19 protein-coding genes and 1 tRNA gene are annotated in these 18,623 nt (G+C 34.7%); 14 read left to right on the top strand and 6 right to left on the bottom strand.

The genetic code is table 11. The features are described from left to right. Positions 1-4: 4 nt before the first annotated feature. The 10 genes from GR162_RS06090 to GR162_RS06045 all read left to right on the top strand — a co-directional run bounded on the left by GR162_RS06090 (position 5) and on the right by GR162_RS06045 (position 9,204). Entirely contained in the window at positions 5-640 is a 636-nt protein-coding gene (locus GR162_RS06090) for a TerB family tellurite resistance protein (protein ID WP_160781375.1), read from the top strand. Positions 641-689: 49 nt separating this feature from the next. Beyond that, a complete protein-coding gene (gene traJ, locus GR162_RS06085) occupies positions 690-1,841 on the top strand; it encodes a conjugative transposon protein TraJ (protein WP_370516232.1) in 1,152 nt (383 codons plus the stop codon). A gap of 21 nt (positions 1,842-1,862) precedes the next feature. Continuing rightward, positions 1,863-2,483 (top strand): conjugative transposon protein TraK, encoded by a 621-nt coding sequence (gene traK / locus GR162_RS06080; RefSeq protein ID WP_160781373.1) that lies wholly within the window; start codon positions 1,863-1,865, stop codon positions 2,481-2,483. Positions 2,484-2,753: 270 nt separating this feature from the next. Further along, complete coding sequence (gene traM, locus GR162_RS06075) at positions 2,754-4,040, top strand: conjugative transposon protein TraM (protein WP_160781372.1); 1,287 nt, start codon at positions 2,754-2,756, stop codon at positions 4,038-4,040. 11 nt (positions 4,041-4,051) lie between these two features. Further along, positions 4,052-4,915 (top strand): conjugative transposon protein TraN, encoded by an 864-nt coding sequence (gene traN, locus GR162_RS06070; RefSeq protein WP_160781371.1) that lies wholly within the window; start codon positions 4,052-4,054, stop codon positions 4,913-4,915. A 12-nt stretch (positions 4,916-4,927) separates the two neighbouring features. Next, a complete protein-coding gene (locus tag GR162_RS06065; RefSeq protein ID WP_160781370.1) occupies positions 4,928-6,070 on the top strand; it encodes a hypothetical protein in 1,143 nt (380 codons plus the stop codon). A 22-nt stretch (positions 6,071-6,092) separates the two neighbouring features. Continuing rightward, a complete protein-coding gene (locus GR162_RS06060; protein WP_160781369.1) occupies positions 6,093-7,139 on the top strand; it encodes a hypothetical protein in 1,047 nt (348 codons plus the stop codon). Positions 7,140-7,149: 10 nt separating this feature from the next. Further along, the gene (locus GR162_RS06055) at positions 7,150-7,434 is read left to right on the top strand and encodes a hypothetical protein (protein WP_160781368.1); all 285 of its coding nucleotides are present in this window, start codon (positions 7,150-7,152) and stop codon (positions 7,432-7,434) included. A 58-nt stretch (positions 7,435-7,492) separates the two neighbouring features. Continuing rightward, positions 7,493-7,657 (top strand): hypothetical protein, encoded by a 165-nt coding sequence (locus GR162_RS06050; protein WP_160781367.1) that lies wholly within the window; start codon positions 7,493-7,495, stop codon positions 7,655-7,657. Next, a complete protein-coding gene (locus GR162_RS06045; RefSeq protein WP_160781366.1) occupies positions 7,654-9,204 on the top strand; it encodes a recombinase family protein in 1,551 nt (516 codons plus the stop codon). The genes GR162_RS06050 and GR162_RS06045 overlap by 4 nt, the downstream gene beginning before the upstream one ends. On the opposite strand, the gene GR162_RS06040 is transcribed toward GR162_RS06045, so the two are convergent. Continuing rightward, a tRNA-Arg gene (locus tag GR162_RS06040) sits at positions 9,170-9,243 on the bottom strand. The two genes, GR162_RS06045 and GR162_RS06040, sit on opposite strands and share 35 nt — an antisense overlap. A gap of 114 nt (positions 9,244-9,357) precedes the next feature. On the opposite strand from GR162_RS06040, the gene GR162_RS06035 reads away from it, so the two are divergent. Beyond that, positions 9,358-9,870, top strand: coding sequence for an adenine phosphoribosyltransferase (locus GR162_RS06035; RefSeq protein ID WP_129748793.1), 513 nt, complete (start codon positions 9,358-9,360; stop codon positions 9,868-9,870). Here the strand turns inward: GR162_RS06035 and GR162_RS06030 are convergent. The 4 genes from GR162_RS06030 to GR162_RS06015 form a co-directional block, all read right to left on the bottom strand. Next, on the bottom strand, positions 9,867-10,517 hold the full coding sequence (locus tag GR162_RS06030; protein WP_008463961.1) for a response regulator transcription factor: 651 nt from the start codon (positions 10,515-10,517) through the stop codon (positions 9,867-9,869). The genes GR162_RS06035 and GR162_RS06030 overlap by 4 nt on opposite strands. Then, a complete protein-coding gene (locus tag GR162_RS06025; protein ID WP_237421295.1) occupies positions 10,507-11,163 on the bottom strand; it encodes a sensor histidine kinase in 657 nt (218 codons plus the stop codon). The genes GR162_RS06030 and GR162_RS06025 overlap by 11 nt, the downstream gene beginning before the upstream one ends. Positions 11,164-11,261: 98 nt before the next feature. Then, on the bottom strand, positions 11,262-11,909 hold the full coding sequence (locus GR162_RS06020; protein ID WP_119790863.1) for a hypothetical protein: 648 nt from the start codon (positions 11,907-11,909) through the stop codon (positions 11,262-11,264). A 7-nt stretch (positions 11,910-11,916) separates the two neighbouring features. Then, positions 11,917-12,345: a hypothetical protein gene (locus tag GR162_RS06015; RefSeq protein ID WP_160781364.1), complete on the bottom strand. Its 429-nt coding sequence runs from the start codon at positions 12,343-12,345 to the stop codon at positions 11,917-11,919. Positions 12,346-12,785: 440 nt separating this feature from the next. Between GR162_RS06015 and GR162_RS06010 the strand changes: the two genes are divergently transcribed. Then, positions 12,786-13,607 (top strand): N-acetylmuramidase family protein, encoded by an 822-nt coding sequence (locus tag GR162_RS06010; RefSeq protein WP_119790867.1) that lies wholly within the window; start codon positions 12,786-12,788, stop codon positions 13,605-13,607. Between the two features lie 204 nt (positions 13,608-13,811). Here GR162_RS06010 and pheT read toward each other — a convergent pair whose 3' ends face one another. Then, positions 13,812-16,232, bottom strand: coding sequence for a phenylalanine--tRNA ligase subunit beta (gene pheT / locus GR162_RS06005; RefSeq protein ID WP_160781363.1), 2,421 nt, complete (start codon positions 16,230-16,232; stop codon positions 13,812-13,814). A gap of 274 nt (positions 16,233-16,506) precedes the next feature. On the opposite strand from pheT, the gene GR162_RS06000 reads away from it, so the two are divergent. Both GR162_RS06000 and GR162_RS05995 read left to right on the top strand, forming a co-directional pair. After that, entirely contained in the window at positions 16,507-18,012 is a 1,506-nt protein-coding gene (locus GR162_RS06000; RefSeq protein ID WP_066035225.1) for an aldehyde dehydrogenase family protein, read from the top strand. A gap of 225 nt (positions 18,013-18,237) precedes the next feature. Next, the gene (locus GR162_RS05995) at positions 18,238-18,612 is read left to right on the top strand and encodes a DUF779 domain-containing protein (protein WP_160781362.1); all 375 of its coding nucleotides are present in this window, start codon (positions 18,238-18,240) and stop codon (positions 18,610-18,612) included. Positions 18,613-18,623: the final 11 nt, after the last annotated feature.

Genomic DNA, 18,623 nt, shown 5'->3' with positions numbered 1-18,623 from the left:
ACTCATGAAAAGGATATTAATTCTAGGAATAATTTTGATCTTATTATTTGTACCGGACAAATCAAATGCACAGTCAGCAGAAATCCAGCAGCTGATATTGAACATTGAAAAACTATCGCAGTTCAAAAAGATACTTAGTGATATGAAAAAAGGTTACGAACTTCTGTCCGGTGGATACAAGACGGTTAAAGATATGTCCGAAGGAAACTTCAATCTTCATAAGGCTTTTCTAGATGCCCTAATGCAGGTCAGTCCAATGGTAAAGAATTACAAGAGGGTGGGAGATATTGTCAATTACCAGATTTTGCTGGTAAAAGAAAGCAGGAACGCACTGGGCAGATTAATAAAAAGCGAGAATTTTAGCGAGAAGGAAATAAAATATTTTGATCAAGTTTATGGCCATCTCCTGAGTGAAAGCCTCAGGAATCTTGATGAGCTCACAATGGTTATTACCGCCGATAAGTTGAGAATGTCGGACGACGAAAGATTGGAAGCTATTGATAATATTTATCTGCAGATGCAGGATAAGCTGTTTTTCATGAGAGATTTCAATGCATCTGCAAACGTATTGCTTCTCCAGAGAGCAAAAGAAAAAAAAGATGTTTATGCCTCCAAGGCAATACAGGAACTTAAAAACTAAGGGTATGAAACTTTCAATAAGAAATAAAATCCTTTCTGTAATTCTGGTGATGATCCCTCTTTTTAGTTCTGCTCAGGGATTAGGAGATCAAATGCAGAGTCTTCATTCCGTTTTAGATAGGCTTTATGATGAAATGATGCCCTTGTGCTCAAATCTTATCGGTGTGGGGCAGGGAATTGCGGGTTTTGGAGCCATCTGGTACATAGCTTCAAGGGTTTGGCGACATATCGCCAATGCCGAACCAATAGATTTTTACCCGTTGTTCCGGCCTTTTGTGATCGGGTTCTGCATTATGATTTTTCCATCTGTACTGGCACTGATCAACAGTGTTATGAAACCAACTGTAACTGCGACGGCTGCCATGGCTGCGGGATCGAATAATGCAATTGCTGTTCTTTTAAAGGAAAAGGAAAAAGCAATTAAAGAAACAGACACATGGAAAATGTATGTCGGCGGGACTGGCAGCGGTGATAGGGACAGATGGTACAAATATACGCACGACGACGCTGATCCTTCAGATGAGGGTATGCTTGCAGGAATTGGCAACGATGTGAAATTTGCAATGGAAAAAGCATCTTATGCCTTTAGGAATTCAGTAAAAGAATGGATGAGCGAGGTACTAAGGGTATTGTTTGAAGCGGCTGCTCTATGCATAGATACGCTAAGAACATTTCAACTGGTAGTTCTTTCAATCTTGGGGCCGCTTGTTTTTGGAATAGCTGTATTTGATGGATTCCAACACACCCTCACAGTATGGCTGGCAAGATATATCAATATCTATTTATGGCTTCCTGTAGCCAATATTTTTGGAAGTATCATCGGAAAGATACAGGAATTAATGCTGAAGCTAGATCTTTCACAGGTTCAAGCAACTGGCGATACTTTTTTCAGCCGAACAGATATTGCATACTTGATATTTTTGATAATAGGCATTATTGGATATTTCACTGTTCCCTCAGTGGCTAATTATATAGTGCATGCAGGCGGCGGGGGAGCACTGGCTCAAAAGACTACGAGTTTATTTGGCGGTTCAACCAGCTCGGTTATTTCTAAAGCAACACAAGGAACCGCAATGGTTATGGACAGCATGGGGAATGCGGCGGGGAAAATGTCGCAGAGTATGTCCTCATCTTCAGCTTCCTCTCCCTATTTTCAAGAGAAAGGAAATTACATGGGGGACAAACTCAAAGGAAATTCATAATAAACTTAAAAAAAACAGATCATGTTTACTAAAATGAAGAATATTGATTCAGCTTTTAAATATGTAAGAAGCTTTACAATGCTGGTTATTGCAGGCTGTGTTGTTATCTGCTGTTTTGCGCTTTATAAAAGTTTTCAGACTGTAGCCAGAATGCAAGACAAGGTTTATATCCTGGCCGCGGGCAAAGCACTCGAAGCGTATGCTTCTGACAGGAAGGATAATATACCAGTGGAAGCCAGAGATCATGTCAAAACATTTCACAAATTTTTCTTTACCCTTGACCCTGATGACAAGGTAATTAAAACAAATGTGACTAAGGCTTTATATCTGGCTGATGAAAGTGCAAAAAGAATTTACGACGACCTTAAGGAAAATGGATTCTATTCAGGAGTTATATCTGGAAATATCAGCCAGACTGTACAAATAGACAGCATCAACATCGACGTTAAAGATTATCCATATCGATTTAAATGTTTTGCCAGACAGAACATAATTCGAACTACAAGCATTTTAAAAAGAAACCTAATTACCGAAGGGAGCCTTCGAAATGTATCAAGAAGTGATAATAATCCTCACGGTTTTTTAATAGAGCGTTTCAATACTATTGAAAACAAAGACCTCGGTGTAGAAAACAGAAAGTAGATGAAATCGCTATTTAAAAAAAGAGAGGCTCTATTTGTATACAACAGATACTATCTGTTTCTACAGGAAAAATGGGTGCGAAAGATGGAGGTTCTTACGCAAGGGTTCTCCAAAAAGCAATTGATTCTTTTCTTGGTATTATTTATTGCTATTAGTTCTGCTTATTTCCTATTTATCCTTTATGAGGCTTTAAACTGAGATATTTTTCAGTCGAGGAAAAGCATGGTAAATACTTCTATAATAATTGAATTCATTTTAAAAAGTAAAGACATGGAACGAAAAACTATTTCTATGAAAGAAGATAAAAAAAGAAAAATGCTTTTAATGCTACCTTTAATATCTCTTCCCTTCATATCTATTTTGTTTTACACCTTAGGTGGAGGAAAGATGAGTACAGATGCGACAGAAAATAAAATTAAAAAAGGTTTCAATTTTAATCTGCCCATTCCAAAGTTTAAAGAAGATTCATCTTTAAATAAAATGAGCTATTATGACAAGGCAGCGGTAGACTCCATTAAACTGCAGGAACAAATTAAAAAAGATCCGAATTACTCTAATAATAAGCTGCTTGAGCAATCTCATAGTCCATTTGCTGAATCGGATGTGACGTTAAAGGAATTTTTAAGCAATGGTCGAGGGCTAAATTCAGAGCCGCTGCAGAACAGGAATGAAAAAAAGATATATGAAAAACTGCATTTGTTGCAGAAAGCGATCAGTCAGCCATCTACAGTAGACAAGTATGGGCAGGACATGAGCGAGTTTGAGAATTATGGTTCATCCAACGATGTTTCTACGCAGATCAAGGACTTAGAAAAAATGATGTCTACTATGGGGGAATCTCAACCAGATCCCGAACTGCAGCAATTGAGCGGTATGCTTGAGAAAATACTCGATATCCAACATCCTTCAAGAGTTGCGGAAAAGCTGCTTAAAAATTCAGAAAGCAAGAAAGGAAAAGTTTATAACGTAGATAGCAAAAAAGCGTCAATTAATATTACCTCACTTCAGGAAAATAAAGCAGAAAACAATTCTCAACAGAATGCTTTTTATACAGTACAAGAGGCAACAAATGAAGATTCTCCTCAAAATGCACTGGAAGCATTTGTGCATGAAACCCAGACTATTGTCAACGGATCAGTTATAAAATTAAGACTCGGAAGGGATGCGACAGTTCAGGGTAAAGTAATTCCAAAAAATACTTTCCTCTATGGTATTGCCGCCTTGAAGGGTGAAAGACTTGAGATAAAGATAGAAAATCTGCAATACCGAAACTCAATATTCCCAGTTCAGCTTGCTGTTTATGATATTGATGGAATTGAAGGGATAAATATTCCAGGCGCAATCGGCAGGGATGTAGCGAAGGCTTCTGCAGACCGTTCAATACAGACTTTAGGATTGACCGGTGTTACAGATTCTTGGGGAGCTCAGGCAGCAGGTATGGGTATAGAGGCGGCAAAAAGTCTTTTAAGTAAGAAAGTAAAACTCATCAAAGTAATAGTTAAAGGAGGATATCAAGTACTTCTGTATGATGAAAAACAAAAGAATCTAAAACCTTAAAGTGAAAAAAAATGAAAAGAATTAATCATTTACTTAAAATGAGTTTATTGCTGTTTTCTGTTTTAGCCTATTCTCAGTTGAGTGTAAAAGAGACGATAGCCAACGAAGACCAATACAAAAGCGTTCAGATCGGATACTCCAAAACAACAAGTATTGTTTTTTCCTACCCAATCAAGAGCATTGATAAAGGTAGTGATGAGGTACTGGTACAGAAAGCCAAAGGTGTGGAGAATATATTGCTGATTAAAGCAGCTAAACAGCATTTTTTGCAGACCAACCTGACTGTTGTCACTTCTGACGCGAGATTATACGTATTTGTACTGAATTATGATGATGACTGTCCGGATTTGAATGTTAAAGCCGTGAATTCTATTGCTGCAAGCAGAGATGTTGTATTTTCACTTGAGAACGAAAACCAGAAAAAAATAGAACAATGTTCCTCCCTGGCACTATCTAAAAAGAATAAAATCAGCGGTTACAACAAATCTAAGTATCAGATAAGACTAGAGCTAAACGGTATTTTTATCTATCAGGATGTTATGTATTTGAGGATAGTATTTGAAAATAAGTCAAAGATTAACTATGACATTGATCAGTTCCGATTTTTTATAAGGGATCAAAAAAAATCAAAACGAACTGCATCGCAGGAAATAGAAATTGAGCCGCTTTATCAAACTACGTCATCCGCTGTGATCCCCTATAAGTCTGAAGTAATAAGAGTTTATGCACTCGAAAAGTTTACTATTCCTGAAAACAAATATCTCACACTTCAGCTAATTGAAAAAAGTGGTGGAAGACAACTTGAACTTGATATCAGCAGTAACCTGACCGATAAAGTATTTCCAATCGAGGCATTTAACATGGATAAATTTTAAACTAGATATATCATGACAATAAATGTAGCAGATGCTGAAACGCTGTTATCATACGCGGAAGAGATGGTTTCTTACGGTTATCAATTTGCAGCATATCCTTTGAAATTAATTACAGACAGTGATACCATTCAGTTTTTTAGAACATCGATGGCTGCAGCGGATTATTGCCTTGTGGGGCCTAATGATGTTGATTATTTTAAGAATATTCCAATAACATCTCTCATCAATGACTTAAACATAATTCTACAGAGCGGTATTGATACTTCTCGAATAGAGACCGTTGATGTAAATGATTTCATGCATCTGTATAAAGAGAGAAATGAATTGAATGAAAACAACTTAAATGCAAATACAATGAACGAGAAAAATTTAGAATATCTAAAGGACCAGTTAAAATACACTGGAATGGGGGAAACGTTTGAAACAGAACTAAAAGAGAACATGCAGAAAGGTGATAAGGATTTTAAAATCATCCATAGCGGGATTATGAATAATGGAGTGCCAAACAATGATACTTTGACAGTTGAATTGAATTTCAAGAAATCAGATCAGAGTGACATTTACTTCTTTAATTCTTATCATGTGAATCTGCAGAAAGAGGAGAACAAGCCAGGACTGGAGCAAACATTTTATATAAATAATGATGGCACGAGTATAACTCTTAAGGAAGCTTACAACTTGATGGAAGGCCGTTCTGTGAACAAAGATCTTAAAACCAAGGAAGGGGAATCATACAACGCATGGTTAAAAATGGATTTTAAAGAATCAGAGAGCAATGGCAACTTTAAAATAAACCATTTTCATCAAAATTATGGCTATGACTTGGAGGCCAGTCTCGAAAAACATTCTATTAAAGAGCTTCAGACTCCAAACTACAAAGAAAATTTGATGAGCTCGCTTAAGAAAGGAAATCTGCAGTCTGTAACTTTTGTTGTCAATGGTGTGGAAAGTAAAATGTTTGTAGAGGCCAATCCTCAGTTTAAAACATTAAATGTCTATGACGGCAGCCTTCAGAGAATCAATCATAGAGAAAGCAAACAGCAAAAACAGTCAGAATCTAAAGATAAAAATGTCAGCAATGATAATGATGATGAACCAGCACAGAAAGAGCAGAACTCAATAGCCCGCCAAAGAAAAGCAGGTAAATCTGTTTAGCACTAATAATCAAAAGTAAAAAATGATGGACGATCAGTCCCTTACCAATAGACTTGCAGTTGAAATAAACGATTGGAATAGTAAAGAGGAAAACCTAAAAAAACTTTTCCATTCCAGTTCTTCAATTGAAACTTCTCTTTTAAAGGAGAAGTTAAAATGGTATGAAAGTGTGCTGGTTAGATATCGTAAGACGAATAGTGTTTATGAAAACCTTACTCTTCAAGTTGTGAAAAGCGAGCACGATAATCTGCTAAACCAGTTATACCCAGAAAAGCTAAGAAGGTTTATTTATAAAAACATATTTCTAAAGATGACTGTCAGATTAAAATCTGCTATTTACAGCAAAACTGAAGCGAAATCTAACAATGAGCTTAAGGAAAAATTGGAAAGAATAGGTTTTAAAGATGCTTTTAAAAAAGTCGAGCGATACATGAATCTGGGAGAAACGAAATTTATTGTGCCTGTTTCTTACTATTTAAATGAAAAAGAGAGACTAGATCATTCTCTTAATTTTAAAAAAGATGAGTCCGGCCAATATCAATTCGAAGGATTTAAAACCAGTCTTTATTCACAATTCAAAAATGAAGAAAATAGACAGCACTTTTTTACAGACGATGGTGTTAATGCAAGGCAGTCTTATGAATTACTTTCAGGGCGGGCAGTTTTAATCGATGGAATCTGGAAGCAATTGGATTTAAATGATAAAGATGTATCTGGCAGTTACAGAATAAAAGAATTTCCTCAAGAATATGGCTATGATTTAAACAAAGCTTTAAAAGAATTGCCTATAAATTCTTTGGATCAAATACAGCTTGGGGAAATATTGAAATCTTTAAAAAATGGAGGCAGAGAGCTGATAAAATTAGAAAGAAATGGTAGTTCTCAAAATTTTTATGTAGAAGCTAATCCACAAAACAGAGGGCTTTTGATTCACAATGAAGATTTAAAAAAAGTATTGCTTTCGGATCTTTTAAATCAAAATTCCAAAACTTCAAACAAGCAAACAAAGAATTTAGCGGTACAGTCTTCTCAAAGACAACATAGATCAGCTAAAAGTCAAAGTTTATAAATTATTCAACATGGAAAATTTAAAACCGCTATCAGATTTTTTTACAGCAATTGAAAATGATTTTCGGATAAGCACAACACATATTGCTATTTACATGTCTCTGCTTCAATACAGGACGCAGAATCAGTTTGTAAATCCAATACAGGTCTATAGACATGATATAACACCAATAGCAAAGATTTCCTCTCCGCATACTTATCACAGATGCATCCAGGAATTGAGTGATTATGGATATCTTAAATACGAGCCTTCGTTTAAGAAAACACAAGGAAGCAAGATTTACTTTTACGATTGAACACAGATAAATAACGATGAAAGCCCGTAAAGGGCTTTTATTATTTAATTAAATGATGATGGAAAATGAAGAAGAAAAAATGAGAGGAAAAATAACTCCAGAGAAAGCTATGCAAATGTTAAACTCTGAAGGTATGAATATTACAATTGAAGAAGCAACTGAAATTTTGCTATTTTTACGAAAATTGGCCCATGCGGTCGTTTCAAAATTTTTAGAATCATGAGTATTATTGCAGATTTATACATTCGTGTAAGCACAGATGAACAGGCAGAGAAAGGTTATTCGCAAAGGAATCAGGAAGAAGTTTTAAAAAAATATTGTTCGATAAATTTTATTGAAGTGCGTAATGTTATTTATGAAGATCATTCCGCCAAAACCTTTAATAGACCACAATGGAATAAATTACTTCTTAATCTTAAAAAAGAAAAAAACAAATGCGACTTTGTCTTGTTTACAAAATGGGACAGGTTTAGTAGAAATGCTGGTGATGCATACCAAATGATAAGTGTTCTTCGAAAACTTGGAGTGGAGCCACAAGCTATCGAACAGCCTCTTGATTTATCTATTCCGGAAAATAAGATGATGCTTGCTTTTTATCTCGCTGCCCCAGAAGTAGAGAACGACAGACGGGCATTAAATACTTTTCATGGAATGCGAAGAGCTAAAAAAGAAGGAAGATATATGGGAACTGCTCCCTTTGGTTATGCAAATAAATCAAAAGAGGACGGAACCAAGTATATTGCTCTTGTAGAGCCGGCTGCATCAGTAATGAGATGGATATTCGAAGAAATTGCAAGAGGAGTGTTTAACACTGAACAGGTTTACCATCTTGCATGCAGAAGAGGTTTTACAAGAACCAAAAGCAATATGTGGGGTTTAATTCGAAATCCAATTTACTATGGTAAAATTTTTGTCCCCCAATATAAAGATGAAGAAAGCATGTTAGTTACAGGACAGCATGAGCCTTTAATCTCTGAAGGTCTTTTCTATAATGTTCAGGATATTTTAGATGGAAAATCCCGTATTTACAGACCTAAAATTAAAACAGTTGTAGAATTTCCCCTTAGAGGATTTTTTAATTGTCCAAAGTGCCAAAAAAAGCTTCAGGGAAGCAAGTGTAAAGGTAGACATAAACACTACTATTATTATCATTGCGAAGCCCAGTGTAAATTTAGAATCAATTCTGAAATAGCCAATAAATTATTTATTGATGACCTAAAAAAATACCAGCCAATACCAGAGGTCAAAAAAATATACACATCTGTAATATTTGAAACTCACCGAGAATTGGCTAATAATGCTGGTGAACAGAAACGACGACTTTTAGAACAGATTAAAGATTATGAACTTCGATTAAGCAATGCAAGGGATCTTCTTTTAACATCGAAAATAGATTCGGATGATTATAAATTAATGAAGGATGACTATAGTGTACGAATTACAAACCTTGAAAGGGAATTATCCTCCATAGCAAAAGATAGACACAGCATCGAATCCCTTTTAAATAAAGGAATTGAGAACTTAATTAAAATGAATGTGGCTTATGCGGATATGGATCTTTCGGAAGCTCGAAGCTTAATAGGTTTGGTTTATCCAGAAAATTTTACGATTCGTGAAAATAAAATACAAACCGCTAGAGTGAACAAAATTGTAGAGAGTATATATTTGATAAATAAGGAGTTACGGGATAAAAAAAATGGGACAAAAGATGATTTTTATCTTTTGTCCCATAGAGTGACCTCGACAGGATTCAAACCTGTAACCTTCTGAGCCGTAATCAGATGCGCTATTCAGTTGCGCCACGAGGCCTTTTTGTTATCAATTAGCTATTTTTTTGTAGCTTTGTTGATTCCTTATTGCGGGTGCAAAGATAGACATAAAAGTGAGATATACAAGCGAAAAATAACAGAAAAATAAAAAAAAATGAAGATTGAAAATTATATACGTGATATTCAGGGATTTCCAAAAGAAGGAATTTTGTTTAAAGATATAACTCCCTTGCTAATTGACCCTGAAGCGCGAACAAATTGCTTAAGAATTTTGGTGAACTCTTTAGAAAATCAAAAAATAGACAAGGTTGTTGGTGCAGAATCACGTGGTTTCTTCTTCGGAATGCTGCTTGCTCAAGAATTAACTGCTGGATTTGTTCCCGTAAGGAAACCCAAAAAACTTCCGTTTGATACCATTTCAGCTTCTTATGAATTAGAATATGGAACTGACAGTCTTGAAATGCATACCGATGCCATAAAAAAAGGCGACCGAGTTTTAATACATGACGATGTATTGGCAACTGGAGGAACCGCAAAAGCAGTTTGCGAATTAGTTGAAAAACTAGGAGGCGAAATTGTGCAATGCAATTTCTTGATGGAACTGACTTTTCTTAACGGAAGAGAAAAAATTGCGGCATACCCTGTTTTTGCAGCTTTGACATATTAAACAAAAACAATTTTATGCTTAATAGCATAAAGCACTAGTCCGATTCGGGTTTTTATTTCCAATTTATCAAAAAGCGATTCTCTGTAGCCGTCAATGGTTTTAGGGCTTAAACACATTTCTGATGCGATTTCTTTATATGTCATTTCAGTGCAGGCGTGTTTGATAAAGACAATCTCTTTTTCTTTTAAACAGATTTTTTTGTTATCGCTGTTGACTTTATTAATTAGCATTCCAGAAACAAGCTCGGTAAAATAGAAACCCTTTTCGATGACACATTCAATTGCTTCTTTAAAAATTTCAGGCGAGGTATCTTTTAGAAGATAGCCTTTTGCTCCGTTTGTAATCATTTTGATTATAATTTCTTCGTCATCATTAACAGACAAAGCAATTACTTTTAGGTCAGGCCTATTGTCTTTAAGCCATTGCATAGTACTTAATCCATCAAGAACTGGCATATTAACATCCAATAAAATAAGATCGATTTCAGTAGAATTATTTTCTTCCAGATAGTCTATAAAAACTTTTCCGTTTTCAAAACGTTCTATAACTTCATAATCGCCAAAACTTTTAATCAGTAGTTCAAGTGACTGGGAAAAAAGCAAATGATCGTCTACAATTATTAATTTTCTTTTAAGGTTAGTCTTCATGGTCTTGGGTTAAAGGATATTCGATAGTAACACTGGTTCCGGTGCTGTCTGAATTTAGAATCAATTCTGCGCCAATAAGCTTGGCTCTTAATTTCATATTGTTAAGTCCGATTCCTGAATTTGACTTTTCTAGATCATAACCAATTCCGAAGTCTTTTAATTTTAATATAAAAAGAGAATCAGTGGTTTCGATATGAACGTCAAATAAATCGCTTCTAGAATGTTTTAAACTGTTGTGAAGCGCTTCTTGAAAAATTCGGTAAATAATTAGTTCGTGCTCTTTATTTATTGTGGGAACTGCTCCAATTTGCTTAAAATTGAATTTAATCTTTTTGAGCTTTTTAATTCTTTCTAAATCCTGCTGGATGGCTTCGAGAAAGTTGTTTTGAAGTAAGTTGTCTTTGTTTATAATTCTCGAAAGAATTCTTAGTTCGTCTAAAGATTTCGCTAGAAGAGTTTTTAAATCTTTAAGTTCGTTGATTTGGACATCTTTGCTGCTTATGCAGATATTCAGCTGCATAATAGCAACCGAAATAATTTGTCCAATATTATCATGCAGTTCTTTGCTGATTTCAGATAAAGTCTGGTCTTTTATTTCAATTCTTGTTTTCACCAATTCAGATTGGAAATACAAATCAGCTTCCATTTTTTCTACTAAAAACTTATTTTTTTTCTTTAAAAAATAGAAGAAAATTACAAGCAAAATAACGATTAGGGTAAAGAAAACAATACCCAGGGAAATAACTAATAGTTGTATTTCTTTTCGCTCCATATAAATCCAATAATAAAACAGCTATGCGCCAGAAAATTTAGAATAAACAAGACCAAACTAAAGATAGAATCGTCCTGCTTGATTAGAAACCAATTGATAGCCAGCATAAAGGGTGTAAAAGGAACATGAAAAACAAGTATGCCGAGTATATACCAGAAAAAAACCGATTTTTTAAAATTCAATATTTTTTCTGAATTGAATATCTCGATCAGGTACAGACAGGATAATATTAAAACTACTAATACACCAATTGCAAAACTATAAGTATAAGAACGGTTTATGTCGTCTTTGAAATATAAAATATTTAAAAAGAAAGAAACAATAAATAGAATTAAAAAAAGAATAGCCGAAATTCTATGATCTTTTTTAGTCAATAAGGCTCTTAGAAGTAAAATATAGGCAGAAAGGCTGGCAAGCATGTAGAAATTATAAACGTAAAAATTCAGCAAACCCGTCCATTCGGTGAAATAATAGCCTATAATTTCGATTACGATAGAAAACCAGATTAAAAGTACTAAAAATTTAGCTTTATTGCTAGGAAGTTTTGGCAGTGCAAACAAACCAATCGTTCCTGACAATAAAGCCATATAAATGATATAAGATCTTAAAAATTCGAACATATTTTTTTTAGTAAATTAAGCTTGGCGGTCTTCCGATGTTTCCGTAATTCATTGGATCTAGGCTTTCTATGTCTGAAGAAGCAGCTTCTCTCATTAAAGCAAAACTTTGAGCTTCTGTATTCTTTTCTGCTTTTTTGCCTGTAGGAACTAAAAATAAGGTAGTTAAACCTGCTTTTTCTCCATGCTTTTCATCATCTGGATAAACTCCAAAATAAAAACGGATTCCGTCAACATTGTAGCCGTCTTTTGCGCCGTTAGTTTTTATATAATGAATATAGTTTTCCAATTCTTCTAAAGAATACCAAATAGCATTGGCATCTTCTTTTTCTTCTTTTCCAGCAATAAGAGAAGCTCTTTTATTGTTGTAATTTGAATTTAGTTGTCTAGCAAACTCTTTTGTAATTAATTGGCTAGGCTTTGCGGGTGGATTTTTCATAGTTTTTTATTGTTAATTGGTTTAAATGTTTAGTTAACAGATTTTTGAGTTGTTTACAAGGCAAAATTATCTGAAACAGAAAATTTCGGCAAGGGGAAATATACCCTTTTTTGTTTAGGTAAAATTATTTAAAAAAATCGGGTTAAAGTGCTGTTGTTTAGTGTTTTGTAAAAATATAATTTTACATCGCCAGTTTTGAGATAAAACAGGCATTCAAAAATGTTGGCTGTTAGTACTTATTTTTTGAGAACATACTGCAACCGATATTAGTTCTGAGTTAAGTTGGCTGTTTTGCAATCAATATCTCAATTCTCGACCCTCATATTGTTCAGTTTTCATAAAAGTATCACGAACAATATTGCTCTTATTTTACAGTACATCAATTGTAAAAAGATGTTTTTTATTTCTTCAAGCATCAATTATCACCAAAAACAAACCTAATGAGAACTATTAAAGCAGGAACAAAATCTCCAGAAGTTTATTACTTAAACGAGCTTTTGGCTAAATTAAAATACAGTGTAATTGTTTCCGATTATTTCGGAAAAGAAACAGATAATGCAATCAAAGATTTTCAGTTAAAAAACAATCTTGTGGTTGATGGAGTAGTAGGGCTTAAAACTTGGTCGACACTTTTGGAAAAAAGTAAGAATGGTTTTCAGACAAACAATAAATTATTGTCTGAGCAGGATTTAATTGATTTTTCGAATCAGTTTAAATTAGAACTGGCAGTTGTAAAAGCGGTAAACGAAGTCGAAAGCAATGGAAAAGGTTTTTTAATTGACGGACGTCCGAAGATTTTGTTTGAAGGGCATATTTTTTGGAATGAATTGAAGAAAAGAAATATCGATCCGAAAACGTATGTGAATGCCAATACACAGGACATTCTATTCGAAAAATATACTAAGAAGTATTACGTTGGCGGAACTGCAGAATATACGCGATTAGAAAAGGCAAAAAAGCTCGGCTCAGACAAAAAAATAGCCGATGCGGCAAATTGTTCAGCTTCTTGGGGACTTTTTCAAATTATGGGCTTTAATGCGGTCTCTATCGGATATAGTAATATTGATGAATTTGTAGATAAAATGAATCAGAACGAAGGAGAGCATCTAAAAGCCTTCGGACGATTTCTTGAAAAGAATAATTTGATTGGATTGCTGCGAAATAAGAATTGGGTTTCGTTTGCTTTAAAATACAACGGACCAGCCTATAAAACCAATAAATATGACGAAAAGCTGATGAAAGCGTATCAGAAATATGCTTGAGAATTAAAAATTGAGAATTAAAAATTAAAAATTCAGCCTTTGCGAAACTTTGCGCTCTTTGCGGTAAAACTATATTCAAAGTATATCAACTTCAAACTTGTAACTTGAAACTTGAAATTTCAAACCTGAAACCTAAAACAAAAAACAAAACCCGACGAGTCCTTTTAAAAACAAGTCGGGTTTGTATATTAATATAACGAGATTTTATCTTAAACTCGCTCCAAGCTCAGTTTCAAATGTCTGCTGTAGTTTAGACATGATTTTGTCAATTTGAGCATCGGTTAATGTTTTGGTATTGTCTTGAATAGTAAAACTCAAAGCATACGATTTTTTTCCTTCTGGCAATTTATCGCCTTGGTACACATCAAATAAATTAATGTCTTTTAAAAGCGCTTTCTCAGTTTGTTTAGCCAAATTGAAAATGCTCTCATAAGTTGTGTTTTGGTCAATTAATAAAGCCAAGTCTCTGCGAACTTCTGGATATTTAGGGATTTCAGTGTACTTAATTTTTCCTGTAATGATCTTTAAAACCAAATCCCAGTTAAAATCTGCGTAATATACGTCTTGTTTAATCCCGAAATGTTTTAAAATAGGCTTTTTAACAACGCCCATTTCAACTAAAATATCATTGTTGTACGTTATTGCAGTTCCTTCAGAATAAACATCAGATTGAACTGGCGTATTCGAAATTTTTTCAATTCCTAAACGAGATAAAATGGCTTTAACATATCCTTTCAACAAGAAGAAATCTGTTGTTTTCTGCGGATTTGTCCAGCTTTCTTTGTTTCTGTTTCCAGAAATCAGTAAAGAAAGGTGTTTGTGCTCTTCGTATCCGTTTAAATACTTATGATAAGTTTTTCCAAATTCAAATAATTTTAAATCCGAATTTTTTCTATTAATGTTGTATGAAACCGCTTCTAAACCAGAAAATAATAAAGACTGGCGAAGTGTCGCTAAATCACTGCTCAACGGATTCAGCATTGATACATTATGCTCTTCTTTTAATGAAGTAGATAATTTCGCATAAGCAGCAGTTGTCAACGAATTGGCCATCATTTCGTGGAAGCCTTGAGAATTCAATTGAGAAGCAATTACATTCTGAACTTTGTAATCTTCTGTTCTTGGCGAATTGGCTACCGTAGCATTAAATTTCTTAGAGAAATTAATATTGTTATAACCGTAAACTCTCAGAATTTCTTCGATTACGTCAATTTCACGCTGAACGTCTACACGATATGCAGGAATAGTTAAACCTAAACCGGTATCAGAAACGCTGTTTACTTTTATGTCTAAAGAAACTAAGATTTTTTTGATGGTATCTTTTGGAATTTCTTGCCCGATGATTTTAGAAACATGGCTGAAATTCAATAAAACAGAGAAATCTTCCACCTTTTTAGGATACACTTCCACAACATCAGAAGTGATTTTTCCACCAGCAACTTCTTGAATTAAAAGCGCTGCACGTTTCAAAGCGTATTCTGTTATAGTTGGGTCAATTCCTCTTTCAAATCTGAAAGAAGCATCTGTGCTCAATTGATGTCTTTTTGCCGTTTTACGAATGCTTACCGGATCAAAATAGGCACTTTCTAAGAAAATAGATGTTGTTCCTTCAGAAACTCCAGATTTTTTACCTCCAAAAACCCCAGCAATACATAGCGGACCTTTTTCGTCGCAAATCATTAAATCTTCTTTGTGAAGCGTTCTCTCAACATCATCAAGAGTTACAAATTTAGTTCCCTCTTCAACTGTTTTTACAATGATTTTTCCGTTGATTTTTGCAGCATCAAAAGCGTGTAAAGGTTGTCCTAATTCGTGTAAAACATAATTAGTAACGTCAACAATATTATTTTTTGGAGTTAATCCGATAGCTTTTAAACGGTCTTGTAACCAGCTTGGAGATTCATGAACAGAAATTCCAGAGATAGTTACACCGCAATATCTTGGAGCTAAATGATTGTCCTCAACGTTTACGTCGATTTTTAACGTACGCATGTCCACTCTAAAATTGCTTACAGAAGGCGTAATCAATTCTACGTTTACACCACGCTGTAACATTCCAGCTCTCAAATCACGAGCAGTTCCAAAATGGCTCATCGCATCGGCACGGTTTGGCGTCAATCCGATTTCAAAAACTTCATCATTTGCAATTTGGAAAACTTCAGACGCAGGAGTTCCTGGAACTAAATCTTCAGCCAAAACCATAATTCCGTCATGGCTAGTTCCTAAACCTAATTCATCTTCAGCACAGATCATTCCGTGACTTTCCTGTCCGCGGATTTTTCCTTTTTTAATGGTAAATTCTGCACCTTCTTTATCATATAAAACGGTTCCAATGGTAGCAACTGGCACTTTTTGTCCTGCAGCCACGTTTGCAGCGCCACATACAATTTGTACAGGAGCTTCTAAACCAATATTAACTGTAGTGACTTTCAATCTATCCGCATCAGGATGTTTTTCGCATGTCAAAACGTGTCCAACAACAACGCCTGCCAAGCCTCCTTTAATAGATTCATATTTTTCGACAACTTCAACTTCTAAACCTAAATCTGTTAGTAATTCAGAAGTCTGCTCAGATGTCCAATCTGTTTTAATAAATTGTTTTAACCAGTTGTAAGATATTTTCATTGTAGTTCTTTAATTCTTTGTATGAGGTTACAAATATAAGGATTGCGTGTTGGAGTAGGAAAAAATTGAGTAGTTTTTTCTAGTTGTTTTTAATTGACCGAAAAATGCTGCCTACTAATTATTTAGCAATTTATAGGCTAAAATTTTATTAAATGATTATTATAAAACACTAAAAAAACTGAATGTGTAATTTTTGTGCTACAAGATGAATGAAAAGTGCTATTCTGTTTCTTTTTATGAAACTAAATTTGGAGTAAATCAAAAAAAGAATATTATGAGTACCGCAGTAAAAAGACCTGAATTTAAGGCAAAATACGATAACTATATTGGTGGAAAATTTACCGCACCAATTACAGGAGAATACTTTGATGTAGTTTCTCCTATTGATGGAAAAGTATTTACTAAAGCAGCGCATTCTGGAAAAGAAGATCTAGAATTGGCTGTGGATACTGCTTATGAAGCATTTAAGACTTGGGGGAAAACTTCTGTAACCGAAAGAAGTATTTTATTGAATAAGATTGCACAGAAAATTGAAGACAATTTAGAATATATTGCAGCAGTTGAAACTGTGGACAACGGAAAACCAATCCGCGAAACGCTTGCGGCAGACATTCCGCTGGCAATTGACCATTTTAGATATTTTGCGGGCGTAATTCGTGCAGAAGAAAGTGCTATTTCAGAACTAGATTCGCAAACGGTTTCTATTGCGTTAAGCGAACCTCTTGGTGTTGTCGCGCAGATTATTCCGTGGAATTTTCCGATTTTAATGGCAGTCTGGAAAATCGCTCCAGCTCTTGCAGCAGGAAATACAATCGTCTTAAAACCAGCTGAAAGCACGCCGATTTCTATTATGGTTTTGATGGAATTAATTGGCGACATTCTTCCTCCTGGAGTTTTAAATATTGTAAACGGATTTGGAGCTGAATTAGGACGTCCGTTAGTAACCAATAAAAAAGTATCAAAAGCAGCATTTACAGGTTCTACTACTACAGGACGTTTAGTGATGCAGTATGCAACAGAAAATATTATTCCGGTAACTTTAGAATTGGGTGGTAAATCTCCAAATATTTTCTTCCCTTCGGTAGCAGATCACGATGATGACTTCTTTGACAAAGCCGTAGAAGGTGCTGTGTTATTTGCTTTAAATCAGGGAGAAATTTGTACTTGTCCTTCTAGATTATTAATTCACGAAGACATTTATGACAAGTTCATTAAAAAAGTGATTGAAAGAACTGAAGCTATTATAGCTGGAAATCCGTTGGATAAATCAACTATGATTGGAGCTCAGACTTCAATTGTTCAGAAAGAAAAAATCATGTCTTATATCAAATTAGGAAAAGAAGAAGGAGCAGAAGTGCTAACAGGAGGTGATGAAAATAAATTAGGAGGCGAACTGGAAGGAGGTTATTATATTAAGCCAACATTGTTTAAAGGCCATAACAAAATGAGGATTTTCCAAGAAGAGATTTTCGGACCTGTTTTAGCGGTTACAACTTTCAAAACTACTGAAGAAGCTATTGAAATTGCCAATGATACCATGTACGGATTAGGCGCGGGAGTTTGGACACGTGATGCACACGAAATTTATCAGGTTCCTAGAGCAATTCAGTCAGGTCGTGTCTGGATCAATCAGTACCATTCTTATCCAGCAGGAGCTCCGTTTGGAGGTTACAAGCAATCTGGAATTGGTCGTGAAAACCATAAAATGATGCTGAGCCAATACCGCCAAACCAAAAACATGCTGATTTCTTATGATAAAAAGAAATTAGGATTCTTCTAAGAAAAAGATAATCAAAATCCTGGAGTATTTAGGTTGGCGACATGCATGGGGCGTTAAATGAAAATTTAATGGCATTAAGCAAACTTCCTCCAGGCAATTTTGATTTGCAAATATCCAATACAATCAAATTACAGTTTGAATGTAAGTAAATACAAATAGTTGGTTATGTTAAGCAGTAAATTTCTTTATAGAGTTTGCTGCTTTTAAATTTTAGTAGATAAAACGATGATTAAACGAATTGATGCCACAGAAAAAGCGATAGAACTGATTAAAGTTTTAAAAGAAAAACATGGCGACCTAATGTTTTATCAGGCAGGAGGATGCTGTGAAGGCACGCAGCCGCAGTGTTTCGAGAAAGGCGGTTATTATCAGCGAACAGGGGATGTTTGCATTGGTACAGTTGAAGACACCGAATTTTGGGTAGATAAAGATTTATTTGAATACTGGAAACATGCGCATTTTACTCTAACGGTAATTGATGCATTCGGAGTCGGTGGTTTTTCATTAGAAACTCCATTAAAGAAAACATTTCAAATTGAATGCAGAATTTTCAATCCAGAAGAAGAGTTAAATCTAGAGCCGGTTACAAGGATTGAGTAAAAGTTTTAAGT

The organism is Flavobacterium sp. HBTb2-11-1, from assembly GCF_009826975.1.
GTDB lineage: Bacteria > Bacteroidota > Bacteroidia > Flavobacteriales > Flavobacteriaceae > Flavobacterium.
This window is presented reverse-complemented; position numbering and strand designations above follow the sequence as displayed.

Bases quoted from the DNA above. Each gene is read 5' to 3' on its own strand.
- GR162_RS05995 (WP_160781362.1), top strand. From the start codon at position 18,238: ATGATTAAACGAATTGATGCCACAGAAAAAGCGATAGAACTGATTAAA.
- GR162_RS06030 (WP_008463961.1), bottom strand. From the start codon at position 10,517: ATGAAGACTAACCTTAAAAGAAAATTAATAATTGTAGACGATCATTTG.
- GR162_RS06050 (WP_160781367.1), top strand. From the start codon at position 7,493: ATGGAAAATGAAGAAGAAAAAATGAGAGGAAAAATAACTCCAGAGAAA.
- GR162_RS06065 (WP_160781370.1), top strand. From the start codon at position 4,928: ATGACAATAAATGTAGCAGATGCTGAAACGCTGTTATCATACGCGGAA.
- GR162_RS06020 (WP_119790863.1), bottom strand. From the start codon at position 11,909: ATGTTCGAATTTTTAAGATCTTATATCATTTATATGGCTTTATTGTCA.
- GR162_RS06015 (WP_160781364.1), bottom strand. From the start codon at position 12,345: ATGAAAAATCCACCCGCAAAGCCTAGCCAATTAATTACAAAAGAGTTT.
- GR162_RS06045 (WP_160781366.1), top strand. From the start codon at position 7,654: ATGAGTATTATTGCAGATTTATACATTCGTGTAAGCACAGATGAACAG.
- GR162_RS06060 (WP_160781369.1), top strand. From the start codon at position 6,093: ATGATGGACGATCAGTCCCTTACCAATAGACTTGCAGTTGAAATAAAC.
- GR162_RS06010 (WP_119790867.1), top strand. From the start codon at position 12,786: ATGAGAACTATTAAAGCAGGAACAAAATCTCCAGAAGTTTATTACTTA.
- traK (WP_160781373.1), top strand. From the start codon at position 1,863: ATGTTTACTAAAATGAAGAATATTGATTCAGCTTTTAAATATGTAAGA.
- pheT (WP_160781363.1), bottom strand. From the start codon at position 16,232: ATGAAAATATCTTACAACTGGTTAAAACAATTTATTAAAACAGATTGG.
- GR162_RS06025 (WP_237421295.1), bottom strand. From the start codon at position 11,163: ATGGAAGCTGATTTGTATTTCCAATCTGAATTGGTGAAAACAAGAATT.
- GR162_RS06090 (WP_160781375.1), top strand. From the start codon at position 5: ATGAAAAGGATATTAATTCTAGGAATAATTTTGATCTTATTATTTGTA.
- traN (WP_160781371.1), top strand. From the start codon at position 4,052: ATGAAAAGAATTAATCATTTACTTAAAATGAGTTTATTGCTGTTTTCT.
- GR162_RS06055 (WP_160781368.1), top strand. From the start codon at position 7,150: ATGGAAAATTTAAAACCGCTATCAGATTTTTTTACAGCAATTGAAAAT.
- GR162_RS06000 (WP_066035225.1), top strand. From the start codon at position 16,507: ATGAGTACCGCAGTAAAAAGACCTGAATTTAAGGCAAAATACGATAAC.
- traJ (WP_370516232.1), top strand. From the start codon at position 690: ATGATCCCTCTTTTTAGTTCTGCTCAGGGATTAGGAGATCAAATGCAG.
- traM (WP_160781372.1), top strand. From the start codon at position 2,754: ATGGAACGAAAAACTATTTCTATGAAAGAAGATAAAAAAAGAAAAATG.
- GR162_RS06035 (WP_129748793.1), top strand. From the start codon at position 9,358: ATGAAGATTGAAAATTATATACGTGATATTCAGGGATTTCCAAAAGAA.